This is a genomic window from Paraburkholderia kirstenboschensis, from assembly GCF_904848585.1.
GTDB classification, from domain to species: Bacteria; Pseudomonadota; Gammaproteobacteria; order Burkholderiales; family Burkholderiaceae; genus Paraburkholderia; species Paraburkholderia kirstenboschensis.
Genome location: NZ_CAJHCR010000004.1, coordinates 530854 through 543180, shown reverse-complemented (window position 1 = coordinate 543180; position 12327 = coordinate 530854). Strand labels below are relative to the sequence as shown.

The window sequence follows — 12327 nt, the reverse complement described above, 5'->3', positions numbered from 1 at the left end:
CGTCCGTTCCGCTCCCTGCTTCCGCCCCTGCTCATGAGCCATTCGTTGCGCGTTGTCTTTGCCGGTACGCCGGAATTTGCGTCGGCCGCGCTGGCCGCGATCCACGGTGCCGGTTTTCCGGTGCCGCTCGTGCTGACGCAACCCGACCGCCCGGCCGGGCGCGGCATGAAACTGCAGGCGAGCCCGGTCAAGCGCTACGCCGAAGAACATGGGCTTGCCGTCGCGCAGCCGCCTTCGCTGCGCCGGGCGGGGAAGTACCCGGCCGAGGCCGAGGCCGCCATCAACCTCCTGCGCGCCACGCCGCACGACGTGATGGTGGTTGCAGCCTACGGCCTGATCCTGCCGCAGGAAGTGCTCGATATCGCGCCGCTCGGCTGCATCAATATTCACGCGTCGCTGTTGCCGCGTTGGCGCGGCGCGGCGCCGATCCATCGTGCAATCGAAGCGGGCGACGCTCAAACCGGCATCACGCTGATGCAAATGGATGCCGGTCTAGACACCGGCGCGATGATCTCCGAGATACGCACGCCCATTTCCGCGAACGACACCACGGCCACCTTGCATGACCGCCTCGCCAAGGAAGGCGCGAAGCTGATAGTGGAGGCGCTCGTGGAACTCGAGCGCAACGGCAAGCTGGCCTCGACGCCGCAACCCGCGGAGGGCGTCACTTACGCCGAAAAGATCGGCAAGCACGAGGCCGCGCTCGACTGGCGCCGCCCGGCTTCGGTGCTCGCCCGCCAGGTGCGCGCGTTCGATCCCTTTCCGGGCAGTGTGGCTACGCTCGAAGACGGCACGTCGATCAAGATCTGGGCGGCGACGCCGGAACTCGCGCAAGGCGGGGATGCGCCCGGCACGATCACCAGCGTTTCGCCAGAAGGAGTCGTCGTAACCTGCGGCGAAGGCGCGCTGCGTCTCACGCAATTGCAGAAACCCGGCGGCAAACGTCTGCCGGTACGCGAATTCCTGGCCGGTTTTGCGCTGGCTACGGGGCAGCGTTTCCAGCTTCCCGAAGCAAAGTAGGACCAGTCGGCGGCGTCTGAACATCGTCCGTTTGGCCGATGCTCAACGGCCCCGCTTGACAGTCGCCGCGCGTTAAAATCCTCCATGCACACGCTCATGTTCCGAGGATTCTCATGTTCGGCATCACTCATTTCGAGTTTTTCGTCGTCGCAGTCTTTTTGCTGAACGTGACGCCCGGGCCGGATACGGCTTATATCGTCGGGCGTAGCGTCGCGCAGGGCCGCGGCGCGGGGCTTATGTCCGCACTCGGAATTTCGGCCGGGTGCTGCGTTCATTCGCTAGCTTGCGCGTTCGGCTTGACCGCGCTGCTCGCCGCGTCGGCCACGGCGTTCACCGTCATCAAGTTTGTCGGCGCGATTTATCTGATCTATCTCGGGGTGCGCCTCATTTTCGCCAAACCTGCCGACGACGAAGCCCGCGGCGAAGCACGCGCGGCCGGTGCGCCAAAGTCGCTGCGCCAACTGTTCCTGCAAGGCTTCTGGACAAACGTACTGAACCCCAAGGTCGTGCTTTTCTTCGTCTCGTTCTTTCCGCAGTTCGTTACCGCCGGCACGGATCACAAGGCGCTCGCTTTTCTCACGCTCGGCGCCGTATTCGTCGTGATGAGCATGCTGTGGAACAGCTTTGTCGCGTGGATCGCCGGCAGCGTGACGCGGCGTTTCTCCGGCAAGCCGTCAGTGAAGAAGTGGCTGGACCGCGGCGTCGGCAGCGCCTTTGTCGGGCTGGGAATCAAGCTCGCTACCGCGTCGAGATGATTGAATTTTCCGCGTGCGCCCATATCTAACATTTAGCTTACAATCAGGCGCCGCGACGATGCGGCATGGAAATGAACCCCGAGTTAGGGCAAGGAGTTGCAGACATGTTCAATTGGGTCAAAACCGCGATGTTGATGGCCGCGATCACGGCCCTTTTCATCGTGATCGGCGGAGTGATAGGCGGCTCGCGCGGCATGACGATCGCGTTCGTCATTGCTCTCGGCATGAATTTCTTTTCGTACTGGTTCTCGGACAAGATGGTGCTGCGCATGTACAACGCGCAGGAAGTGGACGAAACCAGCGCGCCGCAGTTCTACCGCATGGTGCGCGAGCTCTCCACGCGCGCCGGCTTGCCGATGCCGCGCGTGTATCTGATCAACGAAGACGCGCCGAACGCATTCGCCACCGGCCGCAATCCGGAGCATGCAGCCATTGCCGCGACCACGGGCATTCTGCGCGTGCTGTCCGAGCGCGAAATGCGCGGCGTGATGGCGCACGAGCTGGCGCACGTGAAGCACCGCGACATTCTGATTTCGACGATTTCGGCCACCATGGCCGGCGCGATTTCCGCGCTCGCGAACTTTGCTATGTTCTTCGGCGGCCGCGACGAAAACGGGCGTCCCACGAACCCGATCGCCAGCATTGCGGTCGCGCTGCTCGCGCCTATCGCCGGTGCGCTGATCCAGATGGCGATCTCGCGTGCGCGCGAATTCGAAGCGGATCGTGGCGGCGCGCAGATTTCCGGCGACCCGCAAGCGCTCGCTTCGGCGCTCGACAAGATTCATCGTTATGCGAGCGGCATTCCGTTTCCGGCAGCCGAGCAGCATCCGGCCACTGCGCAGATGATGATCATGAATCCGCTGGCGAGCGGCGGCATCGCGAATCTGTTTTCAACGCACCCGTCCACAGAAGAACGCATCGCGCGTTTGATGGAAATGGCCCGAACCGGGCGCTTCGAATAACGCCGATGCACAGTGCATAACCAAAGGCGAGTCTTCTGACTCGCCTTTTTTATTTCGTGACAGCGCACGCTCCCGCTGCCGCCGCCCGTGCGGGGCCCGTTAGCCGCGCCACGCTACAATGTGTGTTCATTGTGTCGCGCGTACCGCGCGGCCTGCCTTTGCCTTCCCATGATCCCAAAGCCTTCTTCGCGTTCTGCTTCTTCGTCGGCGCGTCCGCGCGAATCCCGCTTGTCCGTGTTGCATCTCGCGCCGGAATCGCTCGGCTTTGCGCTCGACTGTGCAGCGCAAGCGGTAGGCGCCGTCCGCCTTGGGGCGGCTTTGCCGGCCGCGCTGCAGTCCGTTTTCGTGTCTGCGCCAGAGGGCAGTGCCGCTGCTGCGCGCGGCGCAGTACAGGACATCGCCTATCGCACGATGCGGCGTCTCGCGACTGCCGAATGGTTGATCGCGAGGCTCGTCAAGAAGGCGCCGCCGCCGCACGTCGGTCATGTGCTTGCCTGCTCGCTCGCGCTCCTGATCGACGACGAAGCCAGCGCAGCCTACACGCCGTTCACGGTAGTCGACCAGGCAGTCAGCGCGATCTCGGCGCGTCGCGAATTCTCATTCGCTAAGGGGCTCGTCAACGCCGTGCTGCGCAGCTTTCTGCGCGAACGCGAGGCGCTGCTCGAAGCGGCGCAGACCGATGAAGTCGCGCGCTGGAACTACCCGGCATGGTGGATCGACGCGGTAAGGCGCGCATGGCCCGACGCATGGCAAGACGTGCTCGCGGCCGGCAACACGCAAGGTCCGTTGACGCTGCGTGTGAACGTCCGACATTCGACGGTCGATGCGTATCTACAGGTTCTCGAGCAGCATCACATCGCCGCGAGCAAAGCTGGCGAGTTCGCGGTGAAGCTCGCTACGCCCATGCCTGTCGATCGCATTCCCGGCTTTAGCGAAGGCGTGGTCTCGGTGCAGGACGCAGGCGCTCAGCTCGCCGCGCAACTGCTCGGCGTGCGTGACGGCATGCGCGTGCTCGACGCGTGCGCGGCGCCCGGCGGCAAGACTGGGCATCTACTGGAACTGGCGAACCTGCAACTGGTTGCGCTCGAAAGCGATGCGACGCGCGCGCGGCGCATCGGCGAAAACTTGCAGCGCCTGAAGCTCCAGGCGGAAGTGCGTATCGGTGACGCGGGCACGCCGTCCCAATGGCACGACGACATCGATCAACCGTTCGACCGCATTCTCGCCGATGTGCCGTGCTCGGCGTCGGGCATCGTGCGGCGTCATCCGGATATTCGCTGGTTGCGCCGCGCGTCCGATATTCCCGCGCTCGTCGACGAACAGCGGCGCATTCTCGGCGCGCTCTGGCCGCTCGTGAAGCCAGGCGGCGAATTGCTCTACGTTACGTGCTCGATCTTTCCCGAAGAAGGCGAGTTGCAGGCGCAGTGGTTTGGAGACAAGCACCAGGATGCGGTACGATTGGACGCGCCGGGGCAACTTTTACCTTCGGTCGCCCGCGCGCCCGCCGACACATCGGCCGGTTCCCATGCCGGAGAATTCGCTGACCTCAGCGCCGGCGCGAACTCAGACCACGACGGATTTTTCTACGCGCGCTTTCAGAAACGGTGACCATCAAACGCTTCTTCCCGCTTCGGCTCGCTGCCGTGCTTTGGGTCGCGCTGGCCGTCTGGCTCGTCGCGCCCGGCGCGGCGTACGCCGACTCGATCGCCGTGCAGCGCGCTTCGCTGCAAGCCGACAATACCGGTTGGAGCCTCGACGCGCGTTTCGACTTCGAGTTGAACAGCAATCTCGAAGACGCCGTGAATAAAGGCATTCCGCTGTACTTCACAACCGACTTCGAGTTGAGCCGACCGCGCTGGTACTGGTTCGACGAGCAGCCGGTGAACGTGTCGCAAAGCCTTCGCCTGTCGTTTCAGCCGCTCACGCGCGAATATCGCGTGTCCAGTGTGTCGTCCGGCGGTTTGCAACTCGGCTTTACAACGCTTAAAGATGCGCTCGCGGTCATCAAGCACGTGACGTCGTGGCATGTGATCGACCGCAACGAAGTGCATGCCGGCGAGACGTACAACGCGTCCGTGCGCATGCAACTCGACATCGCGTTGATGCCCAAGCCGTTCCAGATCGACGCGGTCAACAACCGCGACTGGAACCTCGCTTCCGAATGGAAGCGCTTTACTTTTACGGTGACCGAACGTGCTAAATAAAGTGCGCTCCGCCACCAGTGTCAGCAGCATCGTCGTGCGCGTGCTGGTTTCCACGGTCGCAGTGACCGCCGTGTTGCTGCTCGTGCTGCTCGCCGCGGCAAGCGCGAACACTGAATTCTTCGACCGCTATTACCAGTGGCTCTACGCCGCGAATCTCGTGGTCGCGATGATCTTTCTGCTGGTGGTGGCGACGCTCGTCATCATCATCATTGCGCGCTTGCGAAAGGGTAAGTTCGGCACGCGGCTTCTCGCGAAGCTCGCGTTCTTCATGGCGCTGGTCGGCGTGGTGCCGGGCGGCATCATTTATGTGGTCTCGTATCAGTTCGTGTCGCGCAGTATCGAGTCGTGGTTCGACGTGAATGTCGAAACCGCGCTCACGTCGGGTCTGAACCTCGGGCGCGGCATGCTCGACGCGTCGCTGTCCGATCTGCAAACCAAGGGCCGCCTGATGTCCGAGCAGCTCGCGAGCGCGGACGCCGCCGGCACGACGCTCACGCTGCTGCGTCTGCGTGACCAGTTCGGCGTGCAGGACGCGACGATCCTCGAGCCCACGCGCAGCATGTCCGGCGCAACACCCGACATGCACGTGGTCGCGCAGGCATCGAGCAATTACGCGTCGCTCGTGCCGAACGACCTGCCTACGCCGCTGATGCTCGACCAGGCGCGCGGGCGCGGCTACGCGGCAATAGAGGGCGAAGTCGACGGCGATCCCCGCGCGCACGGCAGCAAGGGCGCGCTGCGGCTGCGTGTCGTGCAGCGCATTCCCGACACGAACGCGGCGCTGTTGCAGCCCACTGAGCGCTTCCTGCAACTCACGCAGCCAGTGTCGCAATCGCTCGCCCGCAATGCCGACGCTGTGCAGCGCGCGTATCGTGAGTATCAGGAGAAAGCGCTCGGACGTACCGGCTTGCGCAAGATGTATATCGGCACGCTGACGCTCGCGCTCTTTCTCGCCACGTTCATCGCGATGATGCTCGCGCTCGCGCTTGGCAACCAGCTCGCGCGGCCGCTGTTTCTGCTCGCGCAGGGCACGAAGGAAATCACCGAGGGTGACTACACGCCGAAGCGTGAGATCAAATCTCGCGACGAACTCGGCTTTCTCACGCAGTCGTTCAATGCAATGACGCGGCAGTTATCCGAGGCACGCGCGGCCGTCGAGAACAATCGCATCGCACTGGAGCATTCGAAGGCGTATCTGGAAAGTATTCTCGCTAACCTCACGGCCGGCGTGTTCGTGTTCGACCGCCAGTTCCGGCTCACTACCGCGAATCGCGGCGCCGAGCGCATCTTCCGTCAGCAGTTCCAGGAGGTGCTGGGCTCGGCGCTCGAACAGATCGGCGTGCTGAGCGAATTCGGCGGCATGGTGCGCAAGGCGTTTGCCGATCGCGAAGCGGCAAGCGGCGACGGTCACGACGACGGCGGCCACTGGCAGCAGCAGTTCTCGGTTCAGGTGGCGGGCGAAAGCGAGCCGCTCACTTTACTCGTGCGCGGTGCGCGCCTTGTGTCGGCGACCGATCGCGACGCTCAGGACATGCAGACGTCGGGCTATGTCGTGGTGTTCGACGACATCTCGGACGTCATTTCCGCGCAGCGTTCGATCGCATGGGGCGAGGTCGCGCGGCGGCTCGCGCATGAGATCAAGAATCCGCTCACGCCGATCCAGCTCTCGGCCGAACGTCTGCAGATGAAGCTCTCCGACAAGCTGTCGCCGTCGGACGCCGATGTGCTCAAGCGCGGCGCGACCACAATCGTGAACCAGGTCGCCGCGATGAAGCAGATGGTCGACAATTTCCGCGACTACGCGCGCACGCCTCCCGCCGTGCTCGCGCACTTGCAGTTGAACGATCTCGTGAGCGAAGTGCTGACGCTGTATGGCATCGAGGAAGGCAAGGGTGCGATTCATGTCGAACTCTCCGAGCTGCCCGCGATTCGTGGCGACGCAACGCAATTGCGCCAGGTGATTCACAACCTGCTGCAGAATGCGCAGGACGCGGTGGCCGAAGTCGAGCACCCGCGTGTGGTGCTCGAGACGAGGACAGTAGAATACGGAGACCCCGACGCGGAAGGCAAGGCACGCGTCGCGGTACGTCTGACAGTGTCGGATAACGGACCGGGTTTCCCAACGCGTATCCTCACCCGTGCATTCGAGCCTTACGTTACGACCAAGGCGAAAGGCACGGGCCTGGGTCTTGCGATGGTCAAGAAGATCGTCGACGAACATGGCGCGCGCATCGACATTCGAAACCGCATGAAAGCGGGCGATGTCGTCGAGGGCGCGCAAATTTCGATTCTCTTCCTTCAACTGGCAGACGACGCCGCGGCTCCCGAAGCGGGACCGCGTCCTGCGCACGGCGGTACGTCGCAGGGAAAGACAAAAGCAACAGTGCAGACAAAGGCAGCGTAAATGGCAACCATCCTGGTGGTAGATGATGAAATGGGCATCCGGGAATTGCTCTCGGAGATCCTGAGCGACGAGGGGCATGTCGTGGAGGCGGCGGAAAACGCGCAACAGGCGCGCGAATTCCGTTTGCGTCAGGCGCCGGACCTGGTGCTGCTCGACATCTGGATGCCCGATACCGACGGCGTGACGCTGCTCAAGGAATGGGCTGCGCAAGGGCAGCTCACGATGCCGGTGATCATGATGTCAGGTCACGCGACGATCGACACCGCAGTTGAAGCGACGAAGATCGGCGCGCTGAATTTTCTTGAGAAGCCGATCGCGCTACAGAAGCTGCTAAAGGCCGTGGAGCAAGGCCTCGCGCGCGGCACTGCGGCAGTTGCGCCGGGCGGCGCGGCGGTGAAATCGGCGTCGCCAATGAATTCTTCAGCTGTGGCTTCGGCGGCTGCATTGCCGATGCTGTCCTCAGCCGACGGCTTGGGCAGCGGCGTGCTCGCTGCGCAAACGGCATCCATTTCGTTCGACATTCCGCTGCGCGATGCGCGCGATGCATTCGAGCGCGCGTACTTCGAGTATCACCTCGCGCGCGAGAACGGCAGCATGACGCGCGTCGCGGAAAAGACCGGCTTGGAGCGCACGCACTTGTATCGCAAGCTCAAACAGCTCGGCGTCGATCTCGGGAAGAACAAAGGCGAGTGAGCACCGCGTTACGCGGGCGGATTTCACCGCCACAGATTTTTTCGGGAAGGGGCTTGCCCAGCGAATGACCCTTTGATATCATTTCGTTCTTCGTTGGCCCGGTAGCTCAGTTGGTAGAGCAGCGGATTGAAAATCCGCGTGTCGATGGTTCGATTCCGTCCCAGGCCACCAGGATTCAGCCCCAGGAAATCGCAAGATTCCTGGGGCTTTTCCTTTTGCGGTGGGCTTTCGCTGTTTGGTGCTCGCCGGTAGTACGTCGGGGCGCGCCGGGCGAGTTTCGGCATCGCGTGATAAAATCGCGCCAGTTCAAGCACTTGCATGCGAGTGCGTCGCCCGTCGAATTCGTTCAAGGGCCCGCGGTCGAGCCGCGATCCGCACCGAACCCCTCGCCCGACGATTAACGGTATGAGCGCCCAGCGACTTTGCAGGCCGAAGGCGCGGCCTATACTGCTTTGGGCCGGCAGCAGTGCCGGCTCGCGTCGCGCCGCGTTGCTTGCATGGCGCACCTCGCGCAGCGCGACGCGGCACTCATCATTCACGGAGTTTCACGGTGATCCGCAAAGACGCTAAACGTAGCGCTCTGGTGCTGTTTTCCGGCGGCCAGGATTCCGCCACGTGCCTCGCATGGGCACTTGAACGTTATGAAACGGTTGAGACGCTCGGCTTCGATTATGGTCAGCGGCACCGCGTCGAACTCGAATGCCGCGAAGGCTTTCGCAATGCAGTAGTGCGTACGTTCCCGGCGTGGGGCGAGCGCCTCGGCGACGATCACATGATCGATCTGTCCGTGCTCGGCGCGATCAGCGAAACGGCCATGACACGCGAGATCGAAATCGAGGCCACGGCCAACGGTTTGCCGAATACGTTCGTGCCGGGCCGCAATCTGATGTTCATGACGATCGCGGCGGCCATCGCTTATCGGCGTGGTTTGCAGGTGTTGGTCGGCGGAATGTGCGAGACGGATTTTTCGGGCTATCCCGATTGTCGCGACGACACCATGAAGGCTTTGCAGGTCGCGCTGAATCTCGGCATGGACTCGCGCTTCCTGCTCGAAACTCCGCTGATGTGGCTCGACAAGGCGGACACGTGGCGCCTCGCGCATGAGCTAGGCGGCGACGCGCTGGTGGAACTGGTGCGCATAGAGACGCATACCTGCTATGTCGGTGAACGCGCGGAATTGCACGCATGGGGCTTCGGCTGTGGCGAATGCCCGGCCTGCCGCTTGCGCAAGCGAGGTTACGAAGCCTATCTCGCCGGTGAAAAGGTAACCGAGCCGGTTTGAGACGGCCCTGCAGCAGCGGGGCTCGGGCAGTTGTTTGTAGGTACACAAGTACAAATCCAGGCAGAGAGCAGCATGACGTACGCGGTCAAGGAAATCTTCTACACGTTGCAAGGCGAGGGCGCGAATGCCGGACGCCCGGCTGTGTTTTGCCGCTTCGCCGGCTGCAATCTGTGGTCGGGCCGCGAGGAAGACCGCGCCGAAGCCGTATGCCGGTTCTGCGACACGGACTTTGTAGGCACGGACGGCGAGAACGGCGGCAAGTACCGCACAGCCGCAGACCTCGTGCAAATGATCGCGTCGCAATGGCCCGAAGGCGAGGGCCAACGCTTTGTCGTGTGCACGGGCGGCGAGCCGATGTTGCAAATCGACCAGCCACTGGTCGACGCGCTGCATGCGGCCGGCTTTGAAATTGCAATTGAAACGAATGGCTCGTTGCCGGTGCTCGAGACCATCGACTGGATTTGTGTGAGCCCGAAGGCCGACGCGCCTCTCGTCGTCACGAAGGGCAACGAACTGAAGGTCGTGATCCCGCAGGACAACCAGCGCCTGTCCGACTATGCGAAGCTCGACTTCGAGTATTTCCTCGTCCAGCCAATGGACGGCCCGTCGCGCGACCTCAACACCAAGCTCGCGATCGACTGGTGCAAACGCCATCCGCAATGGCGCCTGTCGATGCAGACCCACAAGTATCTGAATATTCCCTGATTTGCCGTGCTGACGATTACACGAAAACTCGAATTCGACGCGGGTCACCGCATTCCCGATCACCGCAGCCAGTGCCGTAATCTGCACGGCCATCGCTATGTGATCGAAATCACGCTGCAAGGCGATCTCGTCGACACGGAAGGCGCGCCCGACCGCGGCATGGTGATGGACTTCGCCGACGTGAAGTCGCTCGCCGTCGAACATCTCGTCGACAAATGGGATCACGCGTTCCTCGTCTACGAAGGCGACACGCAAGTGCGTGGCTTCCTCGAAACGATGGCGGGCCACAAGACCGTGGTGCTCGACCGCATTCCGACCGTGGAGAACCTGGCGGCTGTCGCGTTCGACATTCTCGCGAACGTGTATGACGCGCACTATGGCGTGAACCTGCGCCTCTACAAGCTGCGTCTGTACGAGACGCCGAATTGTTGGGCCGACGTGGTTCGCGACTAACCACCACACACGTTACGCGGGCCAACCGCCGCGTTATTGTCACGGTATGATCGCTCCGATAACCACACGGAGCGAGACATGCCGGTCACCGCAATGCGTCGCAGCAGCCAAACGGGCCATCAGCGTTCGAGCCTGGCTCGTTGCCGGGCTCGCCTCACGAGCACGCGTCCAACCACGCTTCCCCTCGTGTCTTGCAATGAAGCCGGTCATCGCCAGGGAGTGTGGCGATGAGCACCTTCACCAATCCCCTCAAGCAACGTCTTAAAGAAGCCGATCCGCTGTTCGGTCTATGGCTGTCGCTCGGCAGCGATACCGCCGCCGAGGCGCTCGCTCACGCCGGCTTCGACTGGCTGCTGATCGACATGGAGCACGCGCCCAACGACAGTGGCGACGTGACCTCGCAATTGCGTGCGATTGCCGCCGCGCATCTGCCGAGCGAACCGGTGGTGCGCGTACCGGCGAGCGAGGGCTGGCTCGTCAAGCGCGTGATGGACGCTGGCGCACGCACGCTGATGTTCCCCAATATCGAGTCCGCCGAAGAAGCTGCCCACGCGGTGCGCCTCACGCAATATCCGAGCGCCGAGGCGCTCGATGGTCTGCGCGGCGTCGCTGGCGTCGTGCGGGCCGCGGCCTACGGCATGCGACGCGACTACGTGCAAACGGCCAACGCGCAAATCGCGACCATCGTGCAGATCGAGTCGGCGCGCGCCCTCGACGAAGTCGACAAGATCGCAGCGACGCCGGGCGTCGATTGCCTGTTCGTCGGACCCGCGGATCTCGCCGCGAGCCTTGGTCATCTCGGCGATTCGAAGCACGCCGACGTGCAAGCGGCCATGGCGCGCATCGTCAGCGCCGCGGACAAAGCGGGCATTGCCGCCGGCATTTTTTCGATGGACGTCGCGAGCGCAAGGCAGCATCGCGATGCCGGTTTTCGTTTTATCGCTCTGGCCGCCGACGTCATGTGGATGTTGCGCGCAACCCGCCAGGCGCTGCAGGAGGTGAGGTCATGAAGTGGATGGTGCAACGCGTTGTCGCGCGCATGGTGGTTACGGCGGCATTGACCACGGGCGTCGCAGCGCATGCGCAGGATCGTCTCGCGAAGCCGAACGATCCGGAGACGCAAACCGCGGTCGCCGACTACAACGCCGGCAATTTCGGTGCGGCGCTTGCAGAATTCCGCAAGGCCGCCGAGCGCGGCAGCCGGCTTGCGCAGTTCAATTACGCGATGATGCTGCTCAACGGTGAAGGCACCGCGGTGAACGTCGACGAAGGCAAGAAGTGGCTGCGCAAGGCCGCCGACGCGAACATGTCGCACGCGCAATATGTGTACGGCAAGATGTATGACGATGGCGAGTTCGTCGGCCGCGATCCGGCCGAAGCGCACCGCTGGTTTCTGAAAGCCGCGCAGCAAGGGCACGTGCAGGCCGAGCTTGCGCTCGCTAATCAGTTCCTCGATGGCCGAGGCACCGATCGGGACAACAAGCAGGCGTTCGTCTGGTACAAGAAGGCTGCGGAGGGCGGCGATATGACCGCACAGTACGTGACAGGCTCCTTCTATGAACGCGGCGGCGATGGCGTCGACAAGAACCTGAACGTGGCGCGGGCTTATTACGCGGCTGCGGCCGCGCAGGGCGATCCGGCGGCGCGCTTGAAGTATCAGCAACTGAGCGCGCAGCTGCGGGATCACAAAGAGGTGAAACCGCAATAAGCAGAAGGGGCGCATCTGGCGATACGCCCCTTCTGTTTTACAGCTTGCGGTGCGGCGTGCTTGCGGTCCGCTTTGCAGCCCGCTTCACTGCCCGCTTCACAGTCCGATTCGCAGCGTGTCTCGCTGCCAACAAAGCAGCAT

General features: G+C 63.0%; 12 protein-coding genes and 1 tRNA gene. All 13 read left to right on the top strand.

Annotation, left to right across the window (positions count from 1 at the left end; translation table 11 throughout):
- Positions 1-33 precede the first annotated feature (33 nt).
- The 13 genes from fmt (at position 34) to JMY24_RS15100 (ending at position 12186) form a co-directional block, all read left to right on the top strand.
- On the top strand, positions 34-1020 hold the full coding sequence (gene fmt, locus JMY24_RS15160; protein ID WP_201702335.1) for a methionyl-tRNA formyltransferase: 987 nt from the start codon (positions 34-36) through the stop codon (positions 1018-1020).
- A gap of 113 nt (positions 1021-1133) precedes the next feature.
- Positions 1134-1775, top strand: coding sequence for a LysE family translocator (locus JMY24_RS15155; protein ID WP_128594030.1), 642 nt, complete (start codon positions 1134-1136; stop codon positions 1773-1775).
- Positions 1776-1879: 104 nt separating this feature from the next.
- On the top strand, positions 1880-2737 hold the full coding sequence (gene htpX, locus JMY24_RS15150; RefSeq protein WP_128594031.1) for a zinc metalloprotease HtpX: 858 nt from the start codon (positions 1880-1882) through the stop codon (positions 2735-2737).
- A 168-nt stretch (positions 2738-2905) separates the two neighbouring features.
- Positions 2906-4345 carry a 16S rRNA (cytosine(967)-C(5))-methyltransferase RsmB gene (rsmB, locus tag JMY24_RS15145; protein WP_128594032.1) on the top strand — a complete coding sequence of 480 codons (1440 nt, stop codon included), beginning with the start codon at positions 2906-2908 and terminating at the stop codon, positions 4343-4345.
- Complete coding sequence (locus tag JMY24_RS15140) at positions 4342-4941, top strand: DUF4390 domain-containing protein (RefSeq protein WP_020067272.1); 600 nt, start codon at positions 4342-4344, stop codon at positions 4939-4941. The genes rsmB and JMY24_RS15140 overlap by 4 nt, the downstream gene beginning before the upstream one ends.
- Positions 4931-7345, top strand: a complete 2415-nt coding sequence (locus JMY24_RS15135) for a sensor histidine kinase (RefSeq protein ID WP_128584219.1) — start codon at positions 4931-4933, stop codon at positions 7343-7345. Before JMY24_RS15140 ends, JMY24_RS15135 begins: the two co-directional genes overlap by 11 nt.
- Positions 7346-8038, top strand: coding sequence for a response regulator transcription factor EsaR (esaR, locus tag JMY24_RS15130; RefSeq protein ID WP_128584220.1), 693 nt, complete (start codon positions 7346-7348; stop codon positions 8036-8038).
- Positions 8039-8133: 95 nt separating this feature from the next.
- Positions 8134-8209: transfer RNA gene (locus JMY24_RS15125), tRNA-Phe, on the top strand.
- Positions 8210-8588: 379 nt separating this feature from the next.
- Entirely contained in the window at positions 8589-9320 is a 732-nt protein-coding gene (queC, locus tag JMY24_RS15120) for a 7-cyano-7-deazaguanine synthase QueC (RefSeq protein WP_128594039.1), read from the top strand.
- A gap of 72 nt (positions 9321-9392) precedes the next feature.
- Positions 9393-10025 (top strand): 7-carboxy-7-deazaguanine synthase, encoded by a 633-nt coding sequence (gene queE, locus JMY24_RS15115; RefSeq protein ID WP_128594040.1) that lies wholly within the window; start codon positions 9393-9395, stop codon positions 10023-10025.
- A gap of 9 nt (positions 10026-10034) precedes the next feature.
- On the top strand, positions 10035-10478 hold the full coding sequence (gene queD, locus JMY24_RS15110; protein WP_128584225.1) for a 6-carboxytetrahydropterin synthase QueD: 444 nt from the start codon (positions 10035-10037) through the stop codon (positions 10476-10478).
- 227 nt (positions 10479-10705) lie between these two features.
- On the top strand, positions 10706-11488 hold the full coding sequence (locus JMY24_RS15105) for an HpcH/HpaI aldolase family protein (protein ID WP_128594041.1): 783 nt from the start codon (positions 10706-10708) through the stop codon (positions 11486-11488).
- The gene (locus JMY24_RS15100) at positions 11485-12186 is read left to right on the top strand and encodes a tetratricopeptide repeat protein (RefSeq protein WP_128594042.1); all 702 of its coding nucleotides are present in this window, start codon (positions 11485-11487) and stop codon (positions 12184-12186) included. The genes JMY24_RS15105 and JMY24_RS15100 overlap by 4 nt, the downstream gene beginning before the upstream one ends.
- The last annotated feature ends 141 nt before the right edge of the window (positions 12187-12327 follow it).

What these genes read in the sequence shown, in the direction of transcription:
- fmt (WP_201702335.1), top strand. Translation starts at nt 34, where the DNA reads ATGAGCCATTCGTTGCGCGTTGTCTTTGCCGGTACGCCGGAATTTGCG.
- JMY24_RS15155 (WP_128594030.1), top strand. Translation starts at nt 1,134, where the DNA reads ATGTTCGGCATCACTCATTTCGAGTTTTTCGTCGTCGCAGTCTTTTTG.
- htpX (WP_128594031.1), top strand. Translation starts at nt 1,880, where the DNA reads ATGTTCAATTGGGTCAAAACCGCGATGTTGATGGCCGCGATCACGGCC.
- rsmB (WP_128594032.1), top strand. Translation starts at nt 2,906, where the DNA reads ATGATCCCAAAGCCTTCTTCGCGTTCTGCTTCTTCGTCGGCGCGTCCG.
- esaR (WP_128584220.1), top strand. Translation starts at nt 7,346, where the DNA reads ATGGCAACCATCCTGGTGGTAGATGATGAAATGGGCATCCGGGAATTG.
- queE (WP_128594040.1), top strand. Translation starts at nt 9,393, where the DNA reads ATGACGTACGCGGTCAAGGAAATCTTCTACACGTTGCAAGGCGAGGGC.
- JMY24_RS15105 (WP_128594041.1), top strand. Translation starts at nt 10,706, where the DNA reads ATGAGCACCTTCACCAATCCCCTCAAGCAACGTCTTAAAGAAGCCGAT.
- JMY24_RS15100 (WP_128594042.1), top strand. Translation starts at nt 11,485, where the DNA reads ATGAAGTGGATGGTGCAACGCGTTGTCGCGCGCATGGTGGTTACGGCG.